This is a genomic window from Soehngenia saccharolytica DSM 12858 (assembly GCF_059568515.1).
This window is the reverse complement of sequence record NZ_JCANTN010000008.1, coordinates 38,759-61,914: the sequence shown is the minus strand read 5'-3', so window position 1 is coordinate 61,914 and position 23,156 is coordinate 38,759. Positions and strand designations below refer to the sequence as shown.

Annotated in this window: 25 protein-coding genes; 24 read left to right on the top strand and 1 reads right to left on the bottom strand. The window is 29.9% G+C overall.

What is annotated here, in order from left to right:
* The first annotated feature begins 1 nt into the window (after position 1).
* From rsmD to BO51_RS03770, 3 genes are read left to right on the top strand one after another with little or no spacing between them, the layout of a single operon-like run.
* Positions 2–595, top strand: coding sequence for a 16S rRNA (guanine(966)-N(2))-methyltransferase RsmD (gene rsmD, locus BO51_RS03780; RefSeq protein ID WP_496484125.1), 594 nt, complete (start codon positions 2–4; stop codon positions 593–595).
* Entirely contained in the window at positions 567–1,049 is a 483-nt protein-coding gene (gene coaD, locus BO51_RS03775; RefSeq protein WP_496484123.1) for a pantetheine-phosphate adenylyltransferase, read from the top strand. The genes rsmD and coaD overlap by 29 nt, the downstream gene beginning before the upstream one ends.
* A 2-nt stretch (positions 1,050–1,051) precedes the next feature.
* Positions 1,052–1,522 (top strand): ATPase, encoded by a 471-nt coding sequence (locus BO51_RS03770; protein ID WP_496484121.1) that lies wholly within the window; start codon positions 1,052–1,054, stop codon positions 1,520–1,522.
* Positions 1,523–1,534: 12 nt separating this feature from the next.
* Here the strand turns inward: BO51_RS03770 and BO51_RS03765 are convergent, their stop codons facing one another.
* Positions 1,535–2,773, bottom strand: a complete 1,239-nt coding sequence (locus BO51_RS03765) for a nucleotidyltransferase (protein ID WP_496484119.1) — start codon at positions 2,771–2,773, stop codon at positions 1,535–1,537.
* Positions 2,774–2,913: 140 nt separating this feature from the next.
* On the opposite strand from BO51_RS03765, the gene BO51_RS03760 reads away from it, so the two are divergent.
* The 21 genes from BO51_RS03760 (at position 2,914) to topA (ending at position 23,127) form a co-directional block, all read left to right on the top strand.
* On the top strand, positions 2,914–4,107 hold the full coding sequence (locus tag BO51_RS03760) for an acetate/propionate family kinase (RefSeq protein WP_496484117.1): 1,194 nt from the start codon (positions 2,914–2,916) through the stop codon (positions 4,105–4,107).
* A gap of 64 nt (positions 4,108–4,171) precedes the next feature.
* A complete protein-coding gene (locus tag BO51_RS03755; RefSeq protein WP_496484115.1) occupies positions 4,172–4,672 on the top strand; it encodes a YceD family protein in 501 nt (166 codons plus the stop codon).
* A gap of 15 nt (positions 4,673–4,687) precedes the next feature.
* Positions 4,688–4,867, top strand: coding sequence for a 50S ribosomal protein L32 (gene rpmF, locus BO51_RS03750; protein WP_496484113.1), 180 nt, complete (start codon positions 4,688–4,690; stop codon positions 4,865–4,867).
* Between the two features lie 154 nt (positions 4,868–5,021).
* The gene (plsX, locus tag BO51_RS03745) at positions 5,022–6,002 is read left to right on the top strand and encodes a phosphate acyltransferase PlsX (protein ID WP_496484111.1); all 981 of its coding nucleotides are present in this window, start codon (positions 5,022–5,024) and stop codon (positions 6,000–6,002) included.
* Between the two features lie 46 nt (positions 6,003–6,048).
* Positions 6,049–6,765: a ribonuclease III gene (gene rnc, locus BO51_RS03740; protein ID WP_496484109.1), complete on the top strand. Its 717-nt coding sequence runs from the start codon at positions 6,049–6,051 to the stop codon at positions 6,763–6,765.
* Positions 6,758–7,864, top strand: coding sequence for an elongator complex protein 3 (locus BO51_RS03735; protein ID WP_496484107.1), 1,107 nt, complete (start codon positions 6,758–6,760; stop codon positions 7,862–7,864). Before rnc ends, BO51_RS03735 begins: the two co-directional genes overlap by 8 nt.
* Position 7,865: 1 nt before the next feature.
* Positions 7,866–11,459, top strand: coding sequence for a chromosome segregation protein SMC (gene smc / locus BO51_RS03730; RefSeq protein WP_496484105.1), 3,594 nt, complete (start codon positions 7,866–7,868; stop codon positions 11,457–11,459).
* A 3-nt stretch (positions 11,460–11,462) separates the two neighbouring features.
* Positions 11,463–12,500 carry a signal recognition particle-docking protein FtsY gene (gene ftsY, locus BO51_RS03725; RefSeq protein ID WP_496484103.1) on the top strand — a complete coding sequence of 346 codons (1,038 nt, stop codon included), beginning with the start codon at positions 11,463–11,465 and terminating at the stop codon, positions 12,498–12,500.
* Positions 12,501–12,575: 75 nt separating this feature from the next.
* Positions 12,576–12,935 carry a YlxM family DNA-binding protein gene (ylxM, locus tag BO51_RS03720; protein WP_496484101.1) on the top strand — a complete coding sequence of 120 codons (360 nt, stop codon included), beginning with the start codon at positions 12,576–12,578 and terminating at the stop codon, positions 12,933–12,935.
* Positions 12,936–12,953: 18 nt separating this feature from the next.
* Positions 12,954–14,294: a signal recognition particle protein gene (ffh, locus tag BO51_RS03715; RefSeq protein ID WP_496484100.1), complete on the top strand. Its 1,341-nt coding sequence runs from the start codon at positions 12,954–12,956 to the stop codon at positions 14,292–14,294.
* A 29-nt stretch (positions 14,295–14,323) separates the two neighbouring features.
* A complete protein-coding gene (gene rpsP, locus BO51_RS03710) occupies positions 14,324–14,593 on the top strand; it encodes a 30S ribosomal protein S16 (protein WP_496484098.1) in 270 nt (89 codons plus the stop codon).
* 17 nt (positions 14,594–14,610) lie between these two features.
* Complete coding sequence (locus BO51_RS03705; RefSeq protein WP_496484097.1) at positions 14,611–14,841, top strand: KH domain-containing protein; 231 nt, start codon at positions 14,611–14,613, stop codon at positions 14,839–14,841.
* Positions 14,842–14,864: 23 nt separating this feature from the next.
* On the top strand, positions 14,865–15,365 hold the full coding sequence (rimM, locus tag BO51_RS03700) for a ribosome maturation factor RimM (RefSeq protein ID WP_496484095.1): 501 nt from the start codon (positions 14,865–14,867) through the stop codon (positions 15,363–15,365).
* Positions 15,362–16,087 (top strand): tRNA (guanosine(37)-N1)-methyltransferase TrmD, encoded by a 726-nt coding sequence (gene trmD / locus BO51_RS03695; protein WP_496484093.1) that lies wholly within the window; start codon positions 15,362–15,364, stop codon positions 16,085–16,087. The genes rimM and trmD overlap by 4 nt, the downstream gene beginning before the upstream one ends.
* 102 nt (positions 16,088–16,189) lie before the next feature.
* The gene (gene rplS, locus BO51_RS03690; RefSeq protein ID WP_496484091.1) at positions 16,190–16,537 is read left to right on the top strand and encodes a 50S ribosomal protein L19; all 348 of its coding nucleotides are present in this window, start codon (positions 16,190–16,192) and stop codon (positions 16,535–16,537) included.
* Between the two features lie 46 nt (positions 16,538–16,583).
* Positions 16,584–17,405 carry a ribosome biogenesis GTPase YlqF gene (gene ylqF / locus BO51_RS03685; RefSeq protein ID WP_496484089.1) on the top strand — a complete coding sequence of 274 codons (822 nt, stop codon included), beginning with the start codon at positions 16,584–16,586 and terminating at the stop codon, positions 17,403–17,405.
* A gap of 2 nt (positions 17,406–17,407) precedes the next feature.
* Positions 17,408–18,022: a ribonuclease HII gene (gene rnhB, locus BO51_RS03680; RefSeq protein WP_496484087.1), complete on the top strand. Its 615-nt coding sequence runs from the start codon at positions 17,408–17,410 to the stop codon at positions 18,020–18,022.
* Positions 18,019–18,381, top strand: coding sequence for a YraN family protein (locus BO51_RS03675; protein ID WP_496484085.1), 363 nt, complete (start codon positions 18,019–18,021; stop codon positions 18,379–18,381). The genes rnhB and BO51_RS03675 overlap by 4 nt, the downstream gene beginning before the upstream one ends.
* Positions 18,382–18,407: 26 nt before the next feature.
* The gene (locus tag BO51_RS03670; RefSeq protein ID WP_496484083.1) at positions 18,408–19,928 is read left to right on the top strand and encodes a YifB family Mg chelatase-like AAA ATPase; all 1,521 of its coding nucleotides are present in this window, start codon (positions 18,408–18,410) and stop codon (positions 19,926–19,928) included.
* A gap of 6 nt (positions 19,929–19,934) precedes the next feature.
* Positions 19,935–21,026 carry a DNA-processing protein DprA gene (gene dprA, locus BO51_RS03665; RefSeq protein WP_496484081.1) on the top strand — a complete coding sequence of 364 codons (1,092 nt, stop codon included), beginning with the start codon at positions 19,935–19,937 and terminating at the stop codon, positions 21,024–21,026.
* 19 nt (positions 21,027–21,045) lie between these two features.
* The gene (gene topA, locus BO51_RS03660; RefSeq protein ID WP_496484079.1) at positions 21,046–23,127 is read left to right on the top strand and encodes a type I DNA topoisomerase; all 2,082 of its coding nucleotides are present in this window, start codon (positions 21,046–21,048) and stop codon (positions 23,125–23,127) included.
* Positions 23,128–23,156 lie beyond the last annotated feature (29 nt).

Below are 23,156 nucleotides of genomic sequence, written 5' to 3'. Positions count from 1 at the left end.
AATGCGAGTCATATCAGGCAAAAGAAAAGGAAAAAAATTATACGGACCTAAATCTTATAATATAAGGCCAACTGAAGACCGTATTAAAGAATCTATGTTTAATATAATAAGTCCTATTGTAGAAAACGCGATAGTTCTAGATCTGTTTTCAGGTACTGGAAGCATTGGGATAGAATTTATAAGCAGAGGCGCTGAAACAGTATTTTTTGTTGATAATTCAATTGATAGTATTCAATTAATAAATAGAAATCTTGAATTGACAGGTTTCTTAACCGATGCAAAGGTATTCAGAATGGATGTATTAAAAGCATTAGATTTATTATCAAATAGAGGTCTAAAATTTGATTATATTTTTATGGATCCTCCTTATGATAATGTAGAACTTTATAATAGAACTTTAGAAAAAATATCTTCATTGAATATATTGAAAATTAATGGTATTCTTATTGCAGAGCATAATGTTAATTTATTATTAAGAGAAAGCTTTGGCAATTTAAAGATTGCTGACATTAGAAAATACGGAAACAAGTCAATGACTTATTTTAGAAACTATGAGGTGACTGCAAATGAAAGTAATATACCCGGGAAGTTTTGATCCTATAACATATGGACATTTGGATATTATTAGAAGGTGTTCAATAAAATTTGACAAGACAATAATCGCTGTTTTGAATAATCAGAATAAGAATAGTTTGTTCAGTGTTGATGAAAGAATATACTTAATTAAGCAAGCCACTCAAGATATAGAAAACATAGAAGTTCTATCTTTTTCTGGATTGTTAACCGAATTTGCTAAAAGCATAGATTGTTCAACGATAATTAGAGGATTAAGAGCAGTATCGGATTATGAATATGAATTACAGATGGCGCTGATAAACAAGAAATCTTATCCTGATTTAGAGACTCTTTTCATGGTAGCTTCTTCTGATGTTTCTTTCTTAAGTTCGAGTATTGTTAAGGAAATAGCTTCTTATGGTGGAGATGTAAAATGCTTTGTACCAAAAGTTGTAGAAAATGCACTTGTAAATAAATATGAAGGGAGAGTTTGATTATGGATATATTAGAGTTAATAGACGAGATTGAGGATATTGTTGAGGCTGGGACATCTGTTCCATTAACAAATAAAGTAATGGTAAACAAGGAAGAAATTCTTGAACTATTAAGAGAAATTAGAATCAAACTTCCAGATGAAATAAAACAAGCTGCATGGATAAAGGAAGAAAGAGAGAGAATAATTTCTCAAGCTCAAGAGACAGCTGAAAATATACTTAATGATACACAACTAAAATTAGAGCAAATGATTGATAGAGAAGAAATATTAAAAAATGCAAATCAAAGAGCAAATGAGATAATAAGAAAAGCTCAATTAAGTGCAGAAGAAATAAGAAATGGTGCATTAGATTACGCAGATGAATTGCTATATGAAACACAAGAGAGATTAAAAGAATTAATTCAACTTCTTAACGATAATAGAAAAGAGCTAAAAGTAATATCGGATGATGTTAAAGACACAACTAAGTAGGCGGCCACCCACCTACTTAGTTGTATAAGGCGTTGTTTGAAAATCTTTATTTATGATAGGTTGTAATGGGCATAAACCGTAGTAATAAATATTAGTTGCTAATATTTCTTTTTTAATAGAAATATCATTCTTTAATATATCAATCTTTTTATAATCTGAAAATTTATTTAATACAATTAAATTAGAAACGTCATTTATCTTTTTAAGCAATTCAAATCCTTTTTGGTTAGCTCCTAATACTCTAATGTATTTAGGAGTCGAGGCAAAATAGTTATCGATATCTTCTTTTTTTGTATTCAAAATTAATTGCAATAAAGCACGTCTTATCCTCGAGCGCGTATGTGTTTTTGATGCTATCGTACCTATTAGCTCCTCATAAGATTTAGAATTAAACGACTTTTCAATAATTCTGTTTTCCAATCCATCCTTAATATCAAATTGCTTTTTTAGATCCTCGCTATTCGTATTTATTAACAAATAGTTTAATATAGCATAATAATTATCTAATTTATTAAATGTTTTATGTTCTTTTAAGAATTGCTCTAATATCACAAAAGTATTTTCAGGTACCAAATTAAAACTATCATGCAATCCTTTATCGAAAATATGTTTTCTAATTGCACTCGCAGAAGCATACCCATTAGAAATACTTGTATCATTGTAGTTGTGCCCTCTTCTTTTAATAGTTATTGGCTTTATATTGGATTTTAATTTTCTTAAAGCCTTTAGATATTCAACTGCTAGTATATTATTTGCGTTATTTAATATATCACTTATTTCAACACTATAGACATCTGAAAAATAATTCATAATAGCTATATTTCGAGAAATAGGATAGGATGTTCCTCTAGATAAATTCGCTTTAAGTTCTTTTTTAAAGTAAAACGGTTCTTCTACTAATACATTTGCAATTTCCTTCAAAATATCTAATTCACCTAATTCACTACCAAATGCTAGATAATCAACGACATTTAATTCTTCGAGTATACGCACTGAACCATAAGCAAACAGCTCCGCTGTCTGTACTGATGATAAATAGGGAAGTTCTATGACTAAATCAATCCCGTTTTCTATTGCCATTTTAGCTCTAGACCATTTGTCCACGATTGCTGGTTCCCCTCTTTGAACAAAAGAACTACTCATTATACACATGCTATGGGTAGCATTTGTTAACTCTTTTGCCATATTCAAATGATATAAATGTCCAAAATGAAAAGGATTATATTCAGTTATTAGAGCTACAGTTTTCATAAAATTACTCCTATCTTTTAATATACAATATATTCTAATACATTTTTACATAAATAACAAAAATTACTTATATTTTAATTGTTGATTTTATAACATAAATAATATACTATAAATATAGAATATTACTAGGAGGTTGTCAGATGAATATACTTGTAATCAATTGTGGTAGTTCTTCCCTTAAATATCAACTCATAGATATGGAAGGGGAAAAGGTTTTAGCTAAGGGATTAGTAGAGAGAATTGGAATTGATGGATCCAGAATAAAACATGAACCATTGAACTCTGAAAAAGTTATTATCGAAGAACCAATAGAAGATCACAAAAAAGCGTTAAGAATGGTTGTTGATGCAATTATTAGTAAAGAGCATGGTGTAATTGAATCCATGGACCAAATATCTGCAGTTGGACATAGAGTTGTACATGGAGGAGAAGATTTTTCAAAGTCTGTAATTATTGATAATAAAGTTATGGAAGCATTGGAAAAAAACATTGAATTAGCACCTCTACATAATCCACCAAATATTATTGGAATTGAAGCTTGTAAAGCAATTATGCCTGATGTTCCAATGGTTGCAGTTTTTGATACTGCATTTCATCAGACAATACCAGAGGAAAATTATATTTATGCAATTCCATATGAGTATTATGAAAAATACAAAATTAGAAGATATGGTTTTCATGGAACTTCCCATAAATATGTTGCCATTAGGACAGCAGAAATACTAGAAAATGATTTTAAAGATTTGAACATTATAACTTGCCACCTAGGAAATGGTGCTAGTGTAACCGCAATAAAATCTGGAATTTCAATTGACACTAGCATGGGATTCACCCCTCTAGAAGGTTTAGCTATGGGTACAAGATCAGGAAACATCGATCCTGCTATAATCCCTTTCTTGATGAAAAAAGAAAACATGAGCAGCGACGAAGTGAATGATGTTTTAAATAAAAAATCCGGTGTTCTTGGAGTTTCAGGCATAAGCAGTGATTTTAGGGATCTTGAAGATGAAGCTGCTAAAGGTAACAAAAGAGCGGAATTGGCATTGAAATTATTCGCTAACAATGTTAAGAAATACATTGCAGCTTATGCATCTGAATTGGGAAAAGTTGATGCTATAGTGTTTACAGCAGGCGTTGGAGAAAATTCTCCATTAATCAGAGAAATGGTTTGTGAAGGTCTTAAGTTTATTGGTGTTTCTATTGATAAAGAACTCAATGACATAAAAGGGAAGGAAAGAATTATAAGCGATGAAAATTCTAAAGTAAAAGTTCTTATCGTACCAACTAATGAAGAATTAATGATAGCTAGAGAAACAATGGAATTAGTAAAATAATATTATAATTGACTTTTCCTCATGACAAATATATAATGGTAATGTTAGTCTAGAGGTGAATTATATGTTAGTTGATATATCTAACGTATTAGATAAAGACTATTTTGAAGATGAATTGAATTTAGATTTTAATGATGAGATATTTGATTTAGAATATGATATAAAAATTAAACATCCAATTAAAATCAATTTATCTATTGCGAAGTCTTTAAATAATATATTATTCAAACTTAAATGTGAAATAAAATATGAAGCTATTTGCTTCAGATGCTCAGAACCGTATAGTGATTCTTTCTGTGTTACTTCCGAAGGCAATATAGTTTATAGAAATAGCGATGAAAAGTTTGAAGAAAATAGTCTTGTCATAAAAGATAAATCTGTTTTTCTAGACGAATTTTTATACCAAGAAATTGTAAGCTCAATACCTATGAGGCTATTATGTAAAGAAGATTGTAAAGGGCTATGCAAAAGATGTGGTATAAATTTGAATTATAAAAATTGCGAATGTGATAAGCAATCGTATGATCTAAGATTTGAAAAATTAAAAGATTTGACCTTTGATTAGTGAGGAGGTGTTTGTATGGCTGTACCAAAGAGAAAAACTTCAAAAGCAAGAAGGGATAAGAGAAGAGCTTCTTCTTATAGATTAAACAAGGCTACTTTTTCAGAATGCCCACAATGCCATGAACCTAAACAACCACATAGAGTATGTAGAAATTGTGGGTATTATGACGGAAGAGAAGTAATAGTGGTTGAATAATTGCTTTAATATAAAAAGACACTCTAGCTTATGTTAATTAGGGTGTCTTTTTATATTAAATGGTCATAACAAGCAGTTTTAATATCTAATATTCACTATTAACTAAGTATATGTTAAAATAAAAAAAACTATTAAATAGGTAAAGAGGGATAATATGAAGATAATAATAGATGTTATGGGCGGCGACAATGCACCTCATTCTAATATAAAAGGAGCTATAAATTCTATCAAAGAGAATAATATAGATATTATATTGGTTGGTCCAAAGGATGTCATTGAGAAAGAATTAAGCACTTTAGATTATCCAAAAGATAAAGTTGAGATAATAGACGCAAAAGAAAAAATCGAAAATGATGATGAGCCAACACAAGCTATTAGGAAGAAAAAAGATAGTTCTATGGTAGTAGGATTAAATGCTCTAGCAGATGGCCTGGGAGACGGATTTATTTCTGCTGGCAACACTGGTGCTTTACTTGCTGGTAGTATTTTAATTGTAAAAAGACTTGAAGATATTGATAGAGCTGCAATAACAGTGCTATATCCAACTATTAAAGGAATGTCATTGTTAATAGATGCAGGCGCAAATATGGACTCAAAGCCAGAATATTTAAGACAATTTGCAATTATGGGTTATATATACACTAAAGAAGTTCTTGGAAGAAACAATCCTTCTGTCGGGCTTATAAATGTAGGAAGTGAGGAAACCAAAGGAAATATTCTATGTAAAGAAACTTATAAATTACTTGAATTAGAAAATATCAATTTTGTCGGTAATATCGAAGGAAGAGATTTGCCTTTTGGTGCTGCAGATGTAATGGTTTGTGACGGATTCGTCGGAAATGTTGTGTTAAAAGTGACTGAGGGAGTGGCAGAATCTCTTTTTACTATGTTAAAAAAAGAATTGACTTCATCTACAAAGTCAAAATTAGGTGCGTTACTGTTGAAAAATGAATTAAATAACTTAAAAAAGGTATTGGATTATCGTGAATATGGAGGAGCGCCATTACTTGGAATCAAAAAACCAGTAGTAAAAGCACATGGAAGTTCTGATGACTACGCAATAAAAAACGCCATTTCACAATTAATTAGTTATATAGAAAAAGACATCATTAAGACAATAGAGACTCAATTATAATTTAATTTGTCCCAATTGATAGTATATGAATGTTGCGGAGGATAATATGAGAGAAGAACATATATTAAAAATCAAATCTTTACAAGATAATTTAAAATATTATTACAGAGACATTGAGTTATTAGTGACTGCACTAACACATAGCTCTTTTGCGAATGAACATAATCTTCACCCTAGTAAAAGCAACCAAAGATTAGAGTTTTTAGGAGATACTGTCCTAAATTTAGTTGTAAGTGAATACTTATATAACAAATACCCTTTCTATCCAGAAGGAGAGTTGTCAAAAATAAGGTCACAAGTTGTATGCGAATCTTCTTTAGCTATAGCTGCCAGAAAAATAAATTTAGGAGATTATCTCCTCTTAGGAAAAGGTGAAATATTGACCGGAGGGCGAGAAAGAGAATCAATCTTAGCAGATACATGTGAAGCTGTTATAGGCTCAATATTTCTAGATAGCGATTATGAGACAACTTATAACTACCTAATAGCAAATTTTGAAGCTGACATAGTAAAAGAGGTAGCTAAAGGGAACTTGTTCAAAGATTACAAAACTGAATTACAAGAGAAATTACAAAAAATAACCAAAGATAAAATAGAATATGTAGTTACAAAAGAAGAAGGTCCAGATCATAAGAAAATATTTTACGTCGATTTAAAAATTAATGGAGATATAATAGGACAAGGAATGGGAAGGAGCAAAAAAGAGGCTGAGCAAATGGCTGCAAAAGAAGCTCTTATACTCTTGGAGGATGATTATGAGTAAGGAAAAAATTATTCCTGTATTTGTGCCAAATTATGGTTGCCCTCATATGTGTGTTTTTTGTAATCAAATCAAAATTACTGGTACTAATACTTCTATTAGTAGAGAAGAAGTTATAGAAACAATAGATAATTATTTAGGATTCTTTAATTCAAATGAAGAATCAATAATTGAAATTGCTTTTTATGGTGGAAGCTTCACAGCCATAGAATTAGCAAAGCAAATTGAATTATTAGAAATTGCCAAATTCTATAAAGATAATAAGAGAGTTAATAGAATAAGAATATCTACTAGACCTGATGCTATAGATGAAAATGTTCTTAAAATCCTAAGAAAATACTCGGTTGATATTATAGAGCTTGGGGTACAATCACTGGACAAAGAAGTGCTAAATTTAAGTGAAAGAGGACATAGCGTAGAAGATGTCTATAATGCAGTAAAACTTATTAAACATTTTAATTTTGTGCTTGGACTGCAGATGATGGTTGGCTTACCAGGAGATAACTATGATAAGTCTTTAAGCACATTATTGAAAATAATTGACTTAAAACCAAATTTTATTAGAATTTATCCTACATTAGTCATAAAGAATACGAAACTTGAAAACATGTTTATATCAGGAGAATACAAGCCATTGACCGTTGATGAAGCTGTTGAAATATGCAAAGATTTATTAATTGTAGCCACTTATCACCAAATACCTGTTATAAGAATAGGCTTGCAAACAACAGAATGTATTCAATTAGGAAAAGATGTTGTTGCTGGCCCTTTTCATGCTGCAATAAGACAGTTAATAGAAAGTAGAATCTATTATGATATAATATATAGCGAACTATCAAATATTGGAATAAGCACAGAAAATGAGATATTAGAAGTGAATTGTAATACAAATATCATGAGCAATGTTGTTGGTCATAAATCTTACAACAAGATCAAACTATGTAATGAATTTAATCTTAAAAATATAAAATTTAATAAAGATGATTTAAGCGATAAATTGATTATAAAGATAGGTAACATCGAAAAGTACATCGATGTAATGGAATATATTAACAAAAAAGCAATTCTTATTCTTGATCATGCTTATATAAGAGGTGTTTGATTTGTATTTAAAAAAAATTGAAATTCAAGGGTTTAAATCATTTGCAGAACGAACTAGTATTAATTTCGACAAGACGATAACTGCAATAATAGGCCCTAATGGCAGCGGCAAAAGCAATATCGCTGACGCATTAAGATGGGTTCTAGGCGAACAAAGCATCCGAACCCTTAGGGGCAATAAAATGGAAGATGTTATTTTCTCTGGAACAGATAAGAAAAAGCCACTCGGTTTTGCAGAAGTTACAATCGTTTTTGATAATGCTGACAATTTTATACCATTAGAATTCAATGAAGTTAGCATTTCAAGGCGTATGTATCGCTCTGGTGAAAGTGAATTCTTTATTAACAAAAATTCATGCAGGCTTAAGGACATAAAAGGATTGTTCGCAGATACAGGTATTGGAAAAGAAGGGTATTCAATTATTGGACAAGGGAAAATAGAAGATATTATTTCTTCACATCCAGAAAACAGGAAACTAATTTTCGAAGAAGCAGCCGGAATAGTAAAGTATAAATTAAATAAACAAGATGCTATTAGAAAACTTGATAAGACGAATGCTAATTTATTAAGAATTTCTGACTTGTTAAGTGAAGTAAATAATCAAAAATCTACTTTACAAATAGAAGCAGAGAAGGCTTCTAATTATATGTCTCTTTTCAATAAAATTAAGAAAATCGATTTAGGCTTAGCAAAGGATAATTATAATAAGCTTATAAAATATATAGAGGCGAAAAGCCAAGAATTAAAGAAGTACATCGAGGATAAAAATAACATTGAAAAAAAAATCGAATTTATGACTCTTGAACAGCAGAAATGGCAAAACAAGATAATAGATATAGATAGATTAATTGAAGATAAACGAAATATCAAGATTGAAACAGTTCAAAATTATGAAAAAAGCAAGAATGCCGAAGCAATGGCATTAGAGAAAATATCTAATAATAAAAATGAAGTTGAAAGACTCAATAACGAACTAATTGAAATAAACAATAGCTTAATATCTAGTCAAAATGAAATTCAAATAATACTTGATCAATTAGAAGATTTAAAAAGCGACTATAAAAAAGCTTTAATAGAACTAGAAACTCTAGAAGAATCAAAAATAGAATTAAAAAAGAAGCTTGAAGAAAATACAATCTTACTTAATTCGTCAGATGAGAGTATGTTAAAGCTTCATGCATCATATACTGAATTTAAAAGTGAGATTTCTAGCATTGAAACTTTCATTGCCAACATTAAACATAGGATTGAAAAGATAGATTTTTCAATCTCAGAATATAATAAAACAAATGACAATTTAGATGTTGAGATTTCGAATATGATTGATAAAATCGATTTTTTAAGAAGTGAATTAAATAGATTGAATTCACTTCTTAACGAACTAGAAAATGACAAAGAACAAATCAATTCTGAGCTTTCCATTCTGGATGTTAAAATTAACAAATTAGAACAAGATAGAATTAAAACTTATACAACATTAAAGCTCTATTTAGATTTAGAATCCAATTTAGACGGATATTTTACTAGTACAAAAGAGATATTGAAATTAGTTAATCATAACAATACCTATAAAAGTACTTTTGTAGGCGTCATAAAAGATTTGTTTAAAGTAGATAAAAAATATGCTAAAGCTATTGAGATCGCACTAGGTTCTTCAATACAAAATATTGTTGTAACAAATGAAGAAAGTGCTAAGAAATTTATTGATTTTTTAAAAACCCAAAAAAAGGGAAGAGCTACTTTTTTGCCAATAGATGCTATTAAAAAAAGCTCATTAAATATAGATAGTTATGATCAATCATTTTTTGGAATTGTAGGTTTGGCAAATGAAATTATAGAATACGAAACCCAATTGGATAATATTTTTTCTTATTTGCTAGGTAAAACAATTATACTTGATAATTTAGATAATGCACTAAAATTCAGCAAAGAAACCAATAGAAAGTACAGATTAGTAACTATAGATGGCGAAGTTGTTTCTCCAGGTGGTAGCATAACTGGTGGGAATAAATCAAATGAAAATCACGGTATTTTAACTAGAAAAGTGTTCATAGAAGAACTTAATAGTGAGCTTTCTAAAATAGATGATGAAATAAATACACTTAAAACTAAAAAAAAGTATATATTGGATAATGAACAAATAAAAAGCATTAAAATTAAAGAAATCAAAAATCAATACGATACATATATCTCTGAATTGAATACTCTTCAAAATATGGTTGAGCAAAGAAAATCTCAAGGGATTTTCAATAGTAAAGAAGTTAATAATAAAATTACAGAAAAAAACGAATTAGTAAAAGAATTAGAACGTTTGAATGATAAATTATCTGATTTAAAAAATAAGGTTAGTGAAATTTCAATATCTATCGATAATGAAAAAAATGATAATATTAAATATAAATTATTCGATGCAGAAATTAATAAGAATATATCTGAGATCGACATGAAAATTTCTGATTGTAAGTTTAGGATAAAGATAGATAACAAGTCAATAGAAGATATGAATTTGAAAATCATCAGACTTGAAGAAGAAATTCAAAATCTAAATGAAAAAATCAAACAAAATAAAATTTCTATAGAAAACTTAAATTATAAGAATGATGAATATAAAAATGAACTAGTTAGGATACGAGCTGATATAAAAAATTTGGAAGAGTTAGAAGAAAAAGAAAAAAGTGTATTAGATGAAATACTAAGAGAAAAAGAAAATATTCAAAAGGATTATTACAAATTGCAAGATTCATTAAATAGTGAAAACAAAAAACTTTCTGGATTGGAAAAAGAAGCTAATAAAATTGAAGTTGAACTCGCCAAGGCAGAAATGAACCTAAATAATTTAGTTCAAAGAATATACGATGAATATAAAGAGAATATAGCAGAATTTGATAGTAGCGAATTGAACATCGATGATAACGATCTTGACAATAACGATTTGATTTCATTGAAAAATGAATTATATAAGCTAGGAGACGTAAATTTAGGATCAATTGAAGAATATGAGAGAGTAAAAGAAAGGTGCGAATTTCTATCATCTCAACTTGAAGATTTAATCAAAGCAAAATCTGACGTAGAAAGTGTTATCGCGGAAATAAGCACAAAAATAAAAAAACAATATATACAAGCTATAAAACAAATAGATGAAAATTTTAATACCATCTACAAGGAACTGTTTGGTGGTGGAAGCGCAAATCTAATTATCAACGATTATGACGATGTTGAAAACAATAATATTGAGATTATGATACAGCCGCCAGGTAAGAAAATGCAGAATTTATCTTTATTATCAGGAGGAGAAAAATCATTAACTGCAATAGCTCTTCTGTTTGCAATATTGAAAACTAAACCATCACCGTTTTGTGTGCTAGATGAAATAGATGCTGCACTAGATGAAGCTAATATATTAAGATTTACTTCGTATCTCTCTCGGTTTAAAGATAATACCCAATTTATATTAATAACCCATAGAAAAACTTCTATGGAGATAGCGGAATCTTTATATGGAATAAGTATGCAAGAAGAAGGTGTTAGCAAAGTACTATCCATAAAACTAGATGACTATGATGAAAATTTTAATGAAACTACAAAGGAGGCTTAAAATATGGGATTATTCAAAAGAACACCTAAAGAAGTTGATAAAAATGTCAAAGATCAAGACCTTAATATTGTCGCTCAAGAAGGAGAAGAATTATTGAATGAATTAAAAAACAGTACAAAGAAAAAGGATTCTTTCTTTGAAAAAGTTAAGAATGGTCTTTCTAAGACGCGCAAAAATATAAGTGGAAAAATAGATGATGTGATTTCATCGCATCGAAAAATAGATGATGAATTATTTGATGAATTAGAGGAAATTTTAATTACAGCAGATGTTGGCATTGTTTCAACTATGAAAATAATTGAGAATTTAAAAGAGAGAGCAAAAAATGAAAAAATAACAGATCCTCATGATTTAAAAAATTTATTGAAAGAAGAAGTAAAGAATATAATGCTTAATTCTGTAGATAATAATACTTTAGAATTAGAGCCTTCTCCTAGTTTGATTCTGGTTGTTGGTGTAAATGGAGTTGGAAAAACCACTACAATAGGAAAACTTGCTTATAATTTGAAAAATTCTGGTAAAAGCGTTTTATTGGCTGCAGGTGATACTTTCAGAGCTGCTGCAATCGATCAACTAATGACTTGGGGGAATAGAGCAAATGTAGAAGTTGTTGCACATCAAGAAGGTTCTGACCCCGCTGCAGTAATTTTTGATGCAATAAAAAAAGCCAAAGCAAAAAATATAGATGTATTAATTTGTGATACTGCAGGAAGGCTTCATAATAAATCCAATTTAATGAATGAGTTAAATAAAATATTTAGAGTTGTAGAAAAAGAATATCCAGAAGCAACGAAGGAAATAATATTAATTCTTGATGCTACTACAGGACAAAATGCTATTAATCAAGCTAAAGTATTTAAAGAGGTAAGTAACATTACAGGAGTTATTTTAACAAAATTAGATGGTACAGCAAAAGGTGGTATAGCTATCGCACTTCAAACTGAATTAAATTTACCTATAAAGTTAATCGGCGTCGGAGAAGGCGTTGAAGATCTTCAACCTTTTGACTTGGATGTTTTTATTGATTCAATCTTTGAATAACAATTGTAGATATTGAAAAATAGATATTCATGCTGTCAAGAAAAATACTTGACAGCATGAGAATGTGGTGATAAAATGGATAAGCTGATAAAAATAAGTATATTATTTGATTTTTATGGAAAATTATTAAGTAAAAAACAATATGATGTAATAGATATGTACTACAATAATGACTTGTCTCTGAGTGAAATAGCAGAAGAAATGAATATTACAAGACAAGCTGTTTTCGATATACTTAAAAGAGCAGAGGAAAAGTTAATAGAATACGAGAATATATTGGGACTAGCTAGCAGATTTTATAATACCGAAAAAAGTATAAAAGATATCGAAAAGCTAGTTGACCAAATAATAAATATAGGTTCAGAAATTAAAGAAGATAGGATAATTGAGATAGCTCAAAGTATTAATTCAACAATAAGAAAAATCCTTTACTAATAAAAGGAGGTTCATATATTGATTTTTGAAAGTTTATCTGAGAAACTGCAAAACACATTAGACAAATTAAGAGGAAAAGGGAAGATAACTGAGAAAGACCTTGATCTTGCTTTAAGAGAAGTACGTCTAGCACTGTTAGAAGCAGATGTCAATTACAAAGTAGTCAAGGATTTCATATCTGATATAAAAAATAGAGCTTTAGGATCAGAAGTACTAGAGAGCTTAAACCCTGGGCAGCAAGTAATAAAAATAGTATATGATGAGCTTACAAAGTTAATGGGAGAAAAAGAAGAGAAATTAAATTTTACTTCAAAGCCACCAACTGTAATTCTTATGTGTGGTTTGCAAGGTTCTGGAAAGACAACAACATCTGGAAAGTTAGCATTTAATTTAAAAAAACAAAACAAAAGGCCATTACTAGTAGCTTGTGACATTTATAGACCAGCTGCAATTAAGCAATTGGAAGTAGTTGGAGAAAAAGTTGGAGTCCCAGTATTTTCAATGGGCACAAATGTTAATCCTGTAGATATAGCTAAAGCAGGGATAGAGCATGCCAATAAAAATGGAAATGACGTTGTCATAATAGATACAGCAGGTAGATTACACATTGACACAGATTTAATGGAAGAAATATTTAGAATAAAAGCTGTTACTAATCCAGCTGAGATATTGTTAGTTTTAGATGCCATGACTGGTCAAGATGCTGTTAATGTCGCAGAAGCATTTAATGAAAAACTCGATATAACTGGTGTTGTTTTAACAAAAATGGATGGCGATGCCCGAGGCGGTGCTGCATTGTCTCTTAGAGCAGTAACACATAAACCAATCAAATTTATTGGAATGGGTGAAAAATTAGATCAATTAGAGCCTTTTTACCCCGATAGGATGGCATCTAGGATTTTAGGCATGGGAGATGTATTGGGATTAATTGAGAAAGCTCAAGCTTCATTCGATGAAAAGAAAGCACTAGAACTTGAGAAGAAAATGAGGAATTCCTCATTTACATTGGATGATTTTTTAGAACAATTAGAACAGATGAAAAATATGGGACCGCTTAGTGAAGTTTTAGAAATGATCCCTGGTATGGGCTCAAAGCAACTAAAAGGTTTAAATGTCGATGAAAAAGAGTTAATAAAGATAGAAGCAATTATCAAATCTATGACTAAAAAAGAAAGATCCAATCCTGATATAATTGACAGCAGTAGAAGACAAAGAATCGCCAGAGGAAGTGGTACATCAATTCAAGATGTAAATAAACTACTAAAGCAGTTCAAAGAGACAAAAAAACTCATGAAGAAGTTCAACGAATTTTCTAAAGTACCGAAGAAAAAAGGGAAATTTCAATTCCCCTTTTTCTAAATAGATAAAATATAATAGGAGGTGAAATAATGGCAGTTAAAATAAGACTAAAAAGAATGGGAGCTAAGAAGAATCCTTTTTATAGAATAGTAGTTGCTGATTCTAGATCCCCAAGAGATGGTAGATTTATTGAAGAAATTGGTTATTATAATCCACTCACAGAGCCAAAGACTATAAAAGTTGACAACGAAAAAGCGCTTAAATGGATAAAAAATGGTGCTAAGCCTACTGAAACAGTTGAGAAATTGTTCAAAGAAAGTGGAATTTACGAATCAAAGGAAGAAAATGCTGACAAATAGTTATGGAGGTTTTAACTATGGGAGAATTAGTAGAATTTATAGCAAAAAGCTTAGTGGATAATCCTGATGAAGTTAGAGTAAACGAGATTGAAGGGTCTCAATCTGTAATTATTGAATTAAGAGTAGCCCCAGAAGATATGGGTAAAGTAATAGGCAAGCAAGGAAGAATTGCTAAAGCTATTAGAACCGTAGTAAAGGCAGCAGCTATAAAGCAAAACAAAAGAGTAGTAGTTGAAATACTTCAATAAGCTGTAGAAATTCAGGTGAATAGATGGATTATACAATAGTTGGGATGATTACTAATACTCATGGGATAAAAGGCGAATTGAAAATTTATCCTATGACAGATGATATCAATAGATTCTTCCATTTAAGTAAAGCTTATCTAGGAGATGAAAAGGAACTATATTATATTGACTCAGTAAGAATCCAAAAAAGTTTAGTTATAATTAAATTTAAAGGCTTAGATAACATTAATGATTCAGAAAAATATAAAGGGAAGTACCTTTATGTTGATGATTCTGATAAAATAAAATTACCGGAAGATAGATATTTTATTTCCGATCTTATCAACTGCACTGTTGTAAACCTGTCAAATGATTTGATAGGCAAAGTAACTGATGTTATTTTAGGAAATGCGAATGACGTATATGTAGTAACAAATGATGAAGGCAAAAACTTCTTAATACCTGCAGTTAAGAAATTTATTGTAGAAGTTAATGTTAATGATAAATTAATTATAATTGATCCTATAGAAGGAATGTTAGAATGATTATTGATGTATTGACTTTATTTCCTGAGATTTTCTCATTTCTTTATAATTACAGTATTGTTGGGAAAGCTTTGGAAAATGACAAATTTATTCTTAATACTATAAATATAAGAGATTTTTCTAAGGATAAGCATAAGAGAGTAGATGATTATCCATATGGAGGTGGCCCTGGAATGATTCTAAAACCAGAGCCAATATATGACGCCCTGATGAGTTGTAAAAATGAAAACTCTTATGTTGTCTATTTGTCTCCAAAAGGAAAATTGCTAAATCAAAGTATTGTCAATGATCTTTCTAAAAAAGAACACATAATTATGCTTTCCGGTCATTATGAAGGTATTGATAATAGAATTGTTGAAAATTATGTAGATGAAGAAATTTCTATCGGCGATTATGTTTTGACTGGTGGAGAGATACCTACAATGGTAGTAATTGATTCAGTGGTTAGGTTGTTACCGGGTGTTCTGGCATCTGATGAATCATTTGAAGATGAGTCTTTTTTTAGAGGTCTATTAGAATATCCTCAGTACACTAGACCTGAAAATTTTAGAGGCAAGAAAGTTCCAAAAATACTATTAAGTGGTGACCATAAGAGGATAAAAAAGTGGAGAATGCTCAATTCTTTATATCTAACATTAAGCAAGAGACCTGATATAATTTGCAGTAATAAATTAGATGAATCAACAAATGATATAATTAAGGATATAATTAAAAACATATAAAGTTTTATTGTATTAGAATTTTAACTATGTTATAATACATTTCGTGTAAATATGTGTGTTCCTCTGTTTTTACAAGAACATTTCAAAGAAGGGAGGATAATGATGGACATTATAAAATCTATTGAAGCAGAACAAATAAGAAACGATCTACCTCAGTTTAATATTGGTGATACTATTCAAGTATTCTACAAAGTAACTGAAGGAACTAGAGAAAGAATTCAAGTATTTGAAGGCACTGTATTAAAAATACAAGGAGAAGGATCTAGAAAAACTTTCACAGTAAGAAGAATATCTTATGGAATCGGTGTTGAGAGAACATTCCCTATAAACTCTCCTAGAATCGATAAAATAGCAGTAGTAAGAAAAGGTAAAGTAAGAAGGGCAAAATTGTATTACTTAAGAGATAGACAAGGTAAATCAGCTAAGGTTAAAGAAAAAAGATTTTACTAATGGGACTTTAATAAGTCCCAATTTTTGTATTTAAAGTGGTGATAGTATGAATATAAATATTAACTGGTATCCAGGTCATATGAAGAAGACGACTGAGTCTATAAAAACCAATCTTAAATTGGTGGACATAGTTTATGAATTGCTAGATGCAAGAATTCCCTACAGCAGTCAAAATCCTTCAATTAATACTATACTAGGTCAAAAAAAGAAGATTGTCGTTCTAAATAAATCTGACCTAGCCGATCCTTATACCAATAATAGATGGAAAAAATATTATAACGAGAATGGGATTGATTGTGTTTTTCTAAATTCATCAATAGGTGATGGAATTGATGAATTGATTGATTTAACAAAAAAAACAATCGATAAAAAGATTATTAAAGTTATGATTGTAGGTATACCAAATGTAGGCAAATCAACGCTAATTAATCGAATAGCAAATAGAAAGTCTACAAAGACAGGGAACAAACCTGGTATTACTAAATCTATACAGTGGATTAATTCAAATGATGGAATCTATTTATTAGATACACCTGGTGTATTATGGCCAAAATTTGAAGAAGAAAATGTTGGTTTAAATTTGGCATTTGTTGGATCCATAAAAGATGAAATACTAGATACTCTAACTCTTTCATTAAAGTTAATTGAGAAGTTGAATTCTATAAACAAAATGTTTTTAATTAGCCGTTATAATTTAAATAATAATATTGAAGAACCTGATGTTATATTAGAAAACATTGCTTTAAAAAGAGGTTGCCTATTGAAAGGATCTATACTTGATTTAGACAAAGCTGCTAATATAATAATAGATGATTTTAGAAAAGGATTGTTAGGTAGAATTTCTCTAGAAAGTCCCAAAGAGGTATAAATATGAATCAAATCGAATTAGAATTATATAAAAAGGGGTATGATTATATCATTGGTGTAGATGAGGTTGGGAGAGGCTCTTTGTTTGGAGATGTCGTTGCTTGTGCAGTAATATTACCTAAATATTTTCGCATATTAGATGTTAAAGACTCTAAAAAATTATCTCCTAAAAAAAGAGAATATCTTAATAAAGTAATAATTAATTATTGCATTGACTACTCATTATGTACTATTGACAGCCAGATTATAGATGAAATCAATATTAAACAAGCTACTAGACTTGCAATGAAAAATGCTGTGAACAGTCTCATTGAGAGGTCTAAAGTTTCAACGGATAAAATAGTTGCAATTGTTGATGCGGAAAAATTAGACATAAATATTGATCAGGTTTCATTAAATCATGCAGATGATTTAATTCACCATGTATCATGTGCATCGATAGTAGCAAAAGTTTATAGAGATAATCTTTGTCACGAATGGGACATGATATACCCCCAATACAAATTATATAAGAATAAAGGCTATGGCACTGCTGAACACATAGAATTGATAAATAAATATGGAGCTTCAGATATGCATAGAAAAACATTTTTAAAAAATATTATGAGGTCTAAATGATTATGAATAATAAGAATATCGGAGATGAAGGTGAAAAACTAGTATTAGAGTACATAAAGTCTAATAATTACAAGATATTATCTCATAATTACAGAAATAGAATTGGTGAAATTGACATAATTGCAATAGATAAAGAAGTTTTAGTGTTTATTGAAGTAAAAACGCGAAATAATAATATGTATGGCAGACCATCTGAAGCAGTGGATAAACGAAAGCAAATGAAAATAATAAATACCTCTTTGCTGTACATACAAATGAACAAATTAAATAATGTTCAAGTTAGGTATGATGTTGCAGAAGTATACCCATTGGATAATAATAAGATTATATATATCAAAAATGCTTTTATTGCATGGTAAATTATATTAAAACGAGGTGAGTGCTGATGTACTCTAAACTTAAAACATGTGTATTGCAGGGATTAAATGGTCATATAGTTGATGTAGAGACTGATCTGTCAAAAGGTCTTCCTGCTTTCAATATAGTAGGATTGCCTGATACAGCAATTAAAGAATCCAAAGAAAGAGTAAGAAGCGCAATAAAGAACTCAGAATTTGAATTTCCATTAAATCGCATTACGATCAATCTTGCACCTGCTAACTTGAAGAAAGATGGTTCCCAAATGGATTTATCAATAGCCATAGGGATATTAGCTGCAGCAGAAATTGTTAATTTACCAGATTTTAACTGTGTTTATTTGGGAGAATTATCTTTAGATGGATCAATCAACCCTATAATTGGAGCGTTACCAATGATAATATCAATGAGAGAATATGGAATAAATAAATTTATCATTCCAGATTCTAATAAAGATGAATGTGCAATCATAGATGATGTCGATATTATACCAGTAGTCAATTTAAAACAAGTCTGTGATTTTCTAAATGGTAATGTAACTATAGAAGCTTACAAAGGGAAAGCTTATAGTTCCAATAGTGTAAGTAGTAATGTTGATTTTTCAGATATAAAAGGACAAGAAGGATTAAAAAGAGCTATGCAAATAGCAGCAGCCGGCTCTCACAATATGCTTATAGTTGGTCCCCCCGGTTCAGGCAAAACCATGTCTGCAAGAAGATTGCCAACAATATTACCTTCTTTAAGTGTTGAAGAATCCATTGAAGTTACAAAAATTTACAGCATAGCGGGTCTGTTATCAGATAATAGATTGATTACTGAGCGACCATTTAGAGCACCACATCATTCATCATCAAACATCGCAATAATAGGTGGAGGTAAAATACCAAAGCCAGGAGAAGTATCGCTGGCACATAGAGGGGTTTTATTTTTTGATGAATTGCCAGAATTTCAAAAAAATGTCCTAGAAGTTTTAAGGCAACCACTAGAAGATGGATTTGTACATATATCAAGAGTAAATGCATCAATTACATATCCTTCAAATTTCATGTTCGTAGCAAGCATGAATCCTTGCCCATGTGGTAATCTTGGTGATCCATTTCATCAATGTACTTGTAGTCAAGCATCTATTGAAAAATATCTCAACAAAATAAGTCATCCCTTATTAGATAGAATAGATATTCATATAGAAGTGCTCCCTGTTAATTATTCTGATCTCAGCAAAGACTCTAAAGAGATCTCATCTAATGACATTAAGAACACAGTCGAACAAGCAAGATTAATTCAAAAAAATAGAAATTCTACTAAAAATACAATTTACAATGCTAATTTGTCGAACAAAGAAATTAAATCAATATGTAGGTTGTCAAAGTCAGCAGAACTCTTGATGGCAAAGGCATTTGAAAAGTACAAATTTAGTGCCAGATCCTATAACAAAATATTGAAAGTAGCTAGAACTATAGCTGATTTAGACCAAAAAGAAATTATTGACGATTACCATTTATCTGAAGCTATTCGATATAGAAGCTTAGATAAAAAATATTGGAGGTAATGTTAAATGGGATATTGTGATGATGAAATAATTATTTGGTTGAACTATATTGGCCTTAATAGTGATAAAATAGATAGGCTAATAAACATTTTTGAAAATATGAATGATATTTTGTACATAACTAAAAAAGATTTGGAAAATATTGGATTGCTTAATCCAAATATAATAGACAGAATGGTATCTTCTAATATAGACGAAGTTTTAGAAAAAATTTATAACATGAAAGAAACAAATAATATTGGTATTATAACTATAAACAGCAAAGAATATCCAATTAATCTAAGATATATCTCAGATAAACCAAGTGTATTATATTATAAGGGAAACATTGAAATAATTAATTCAAATTCAATAGCAATTGTTGGAACTAGGAAGCCTACATTTTATGGGAAATGGGCTTGTGAGAAATTCACAAAAGAGTTGATAGAATATAATCTAGCTATTGTTAGCGGACTTGCATATGGAATAGATACTATAGCTCATAAAACTGCTCTCTTAAATAATGGTCTAACTATTGCAGTTTTGGGTTGTGGAATTAATAAAATTTACCCAAAATCAAATAAGACATTATATGACGAAATAGAAAATAATGGCTTAATTATTAGTGAATTTTCGCCTGATACAGAGCCATTTAAATATAATTTCCCACAACGAAATAGAATTATATCAGGTCTTAGCTCTGGTGTTTTAGTCATAGAAGCGCAAAAAAATTCGGGGTCTCTAATTACTGCAAATCATGCATTAAATCAGGGAAAAGAAGTGTTTTCTTTGCCAGGTAACATAAATAGTTTGTACAGTGAAGGGACAAATTCTTTAATAAAAGATGGAGCAAAATTAGTTCAAGGTGTAGAAGATATATTAGCAGAGCTTGAAAATATATTGCATCTCGAATATAATACTAAAGCATATACAAATTGTGTTGAGTTAAGCGATACTGAGAGTTCGATATATGCATTATTAAAAGACGGACCGCTCCATTGCGATTTAATAGCTTTGAAATCCGGTTTAAATATAAACATAGTAAATAGTACTCTTACTATTCTTGAAATCAAAGGAGTTGTTAAAGAACTCACACCAAGTATTTTCACTATTTGCTAGTTAATTTGGAGGTGTTATTTTGACTAAAAATTTGGTGATTGTTGAATCACCTGCAAAAGCAAAGTCAATAAGTAAAATGTTAGGTAAAAATTATACAGTCATCGCTTCATTAGGTCATATAAGGGATTTACCTAAAAGTAGGTTAGGAATAGACATAAAAAATAATTTTGAACCTGAATATATAACAATTAGAGGAAAAGGTACTATTGTAGGTAATCTAAAAAAAGAAGCTAAAAAATCAGATAATGTTTTTCTTGCTACAGACCCTGACCGTGAAGGCGAAGCTATATCTTGGCATTTAGCTAGCCTTTTAGATATAGACAAAAATACTCCTTGCAGAGTTGAATTCCATGAAATTACTAAAGATACAGTTAAAAATTCTATAAAATCGCCAAGAAAACTTGATGAAAATCTATATAACGCACAGCAAGCAAGAAGAGTGTTAGATAGATTGGTAGGATATAAAATCAGCCCTATCCTTTGGAAAAAAGTAAAAAAAGGATTAAGTGCAGGTAGAGTACAGTCAGTAGCTGTGAAGTTAATATGCGATAGAGAGAATGAAATAAATGAGTTTATTCCTGAAGAATATTGGACAATTAAAGGATTTTTCAGAAAAGAGAATGATAAATTCGAAGCTATGCTTAGCCATCAAATAGTAAATGATAAAGAGATAAAACTGAAAATTAGAAATGAAGACGAAGCAAAAAATATATTACGTGAAATCAAAAATAATGAAAATATCATCTACGATATTAAAAAAACCAAGCGAAAAAGAAGCCCCTATCCACCATATACAACAAGTACTTTACAGCAAGACGCATCGAAGAAATTGGGTTATACTTCAAAGAAAACAATGATGATTGCGCAGCAACTGTATGAGGGAATTGATGTAAAGGGAGAAGGAACTACTGGTCTAATAACATATATGAGAACCGATTCGACTAGGATTTCTGCAGAAGCTGTTGAAGCAGCTAAAGATTTTATTTTACAAAATTATGGCAAGGAATATTCAAATGGAGGAAATACTTATTCTAAGAAGGCTAAAAAAGAAACACAAGATGCTCATGAAGGAATAAGGCCAGCACATTTAAATCTGTGGCCTGACAAAATAAAGGATTCTTTGACGAAAGAACAATATAAATTATACAAGCTAATTTGGGACAGATTTATTGGTTCACAGATGTCAGACGCAATATATGACACAGTATCTGTAAAAATAAAAAATGGAGAATATATTTTTAAATGCAATGGCTCTAAATTGCATTTTAGCGGGTTTTTAAAAGTTTATACAACAGCAGACGAAGAACAAAATGATATTGTACTACCAGAATTAAGTGTAGGTGAAAAATTAGATCTGATAAAAGTTGAAGAAAAAAGAAATTTTACTCAGCCGCCATCGAGATATACTGAAGCATCTTTGATTAAAACAATGGAAGATCTTGGAATAGGAAGGCCAAGCACATATTCACCAACCATATCGACAATATTATCGAGAGGTTATGTAACTCTTGATAAAAAAACTTTTTACCCTACTGAACTTGGTACAATTGTAAATGATATATTAATTAGTTATTTCAGTGAAATAATTAATGAAGAATTTACTGCTCAACTAGAAAACCAGCTTGATGAAATTGCTGAAGGTAAACTAAACTGGCAAGATGTGATTAAAGAATTCTATTTGAAGTTTGAAAATGCATTAGAAAAAGCTGAAAGTGAAATAGAAAAAATTGAACTTAAATATGAAGAATCTGATGAAATTTGTGAAAAATGTGGTAGAAAAATGGTGATAAAAATAGGCAAATATGGCAAATTTTTAGCTTGTCCGGGTTATCCAGAATGCAAAAACGCTAAACCCATCTTGGAAAAAATAGGTGTTAAATGTCCATTATGTGAAGATGGAGAAATAGTTAAAAAGAGAACAAAAAAAGGCAGATTGTTCTATGGCTGTTCTAATTATCCTAATTGTGAATTTAATTCTTGGCAAGAACCTGTACAAGAAAAATGTCCAAAGTGTGGAAGCATGATGGTAATTAAGCAAACTAAAAAAAGTAAATCAATAATTTGTACTAATGATAAGTGTGGATATAATAAAAATATTTAAAATATAAAAAATATCTGTACAATTCTTGA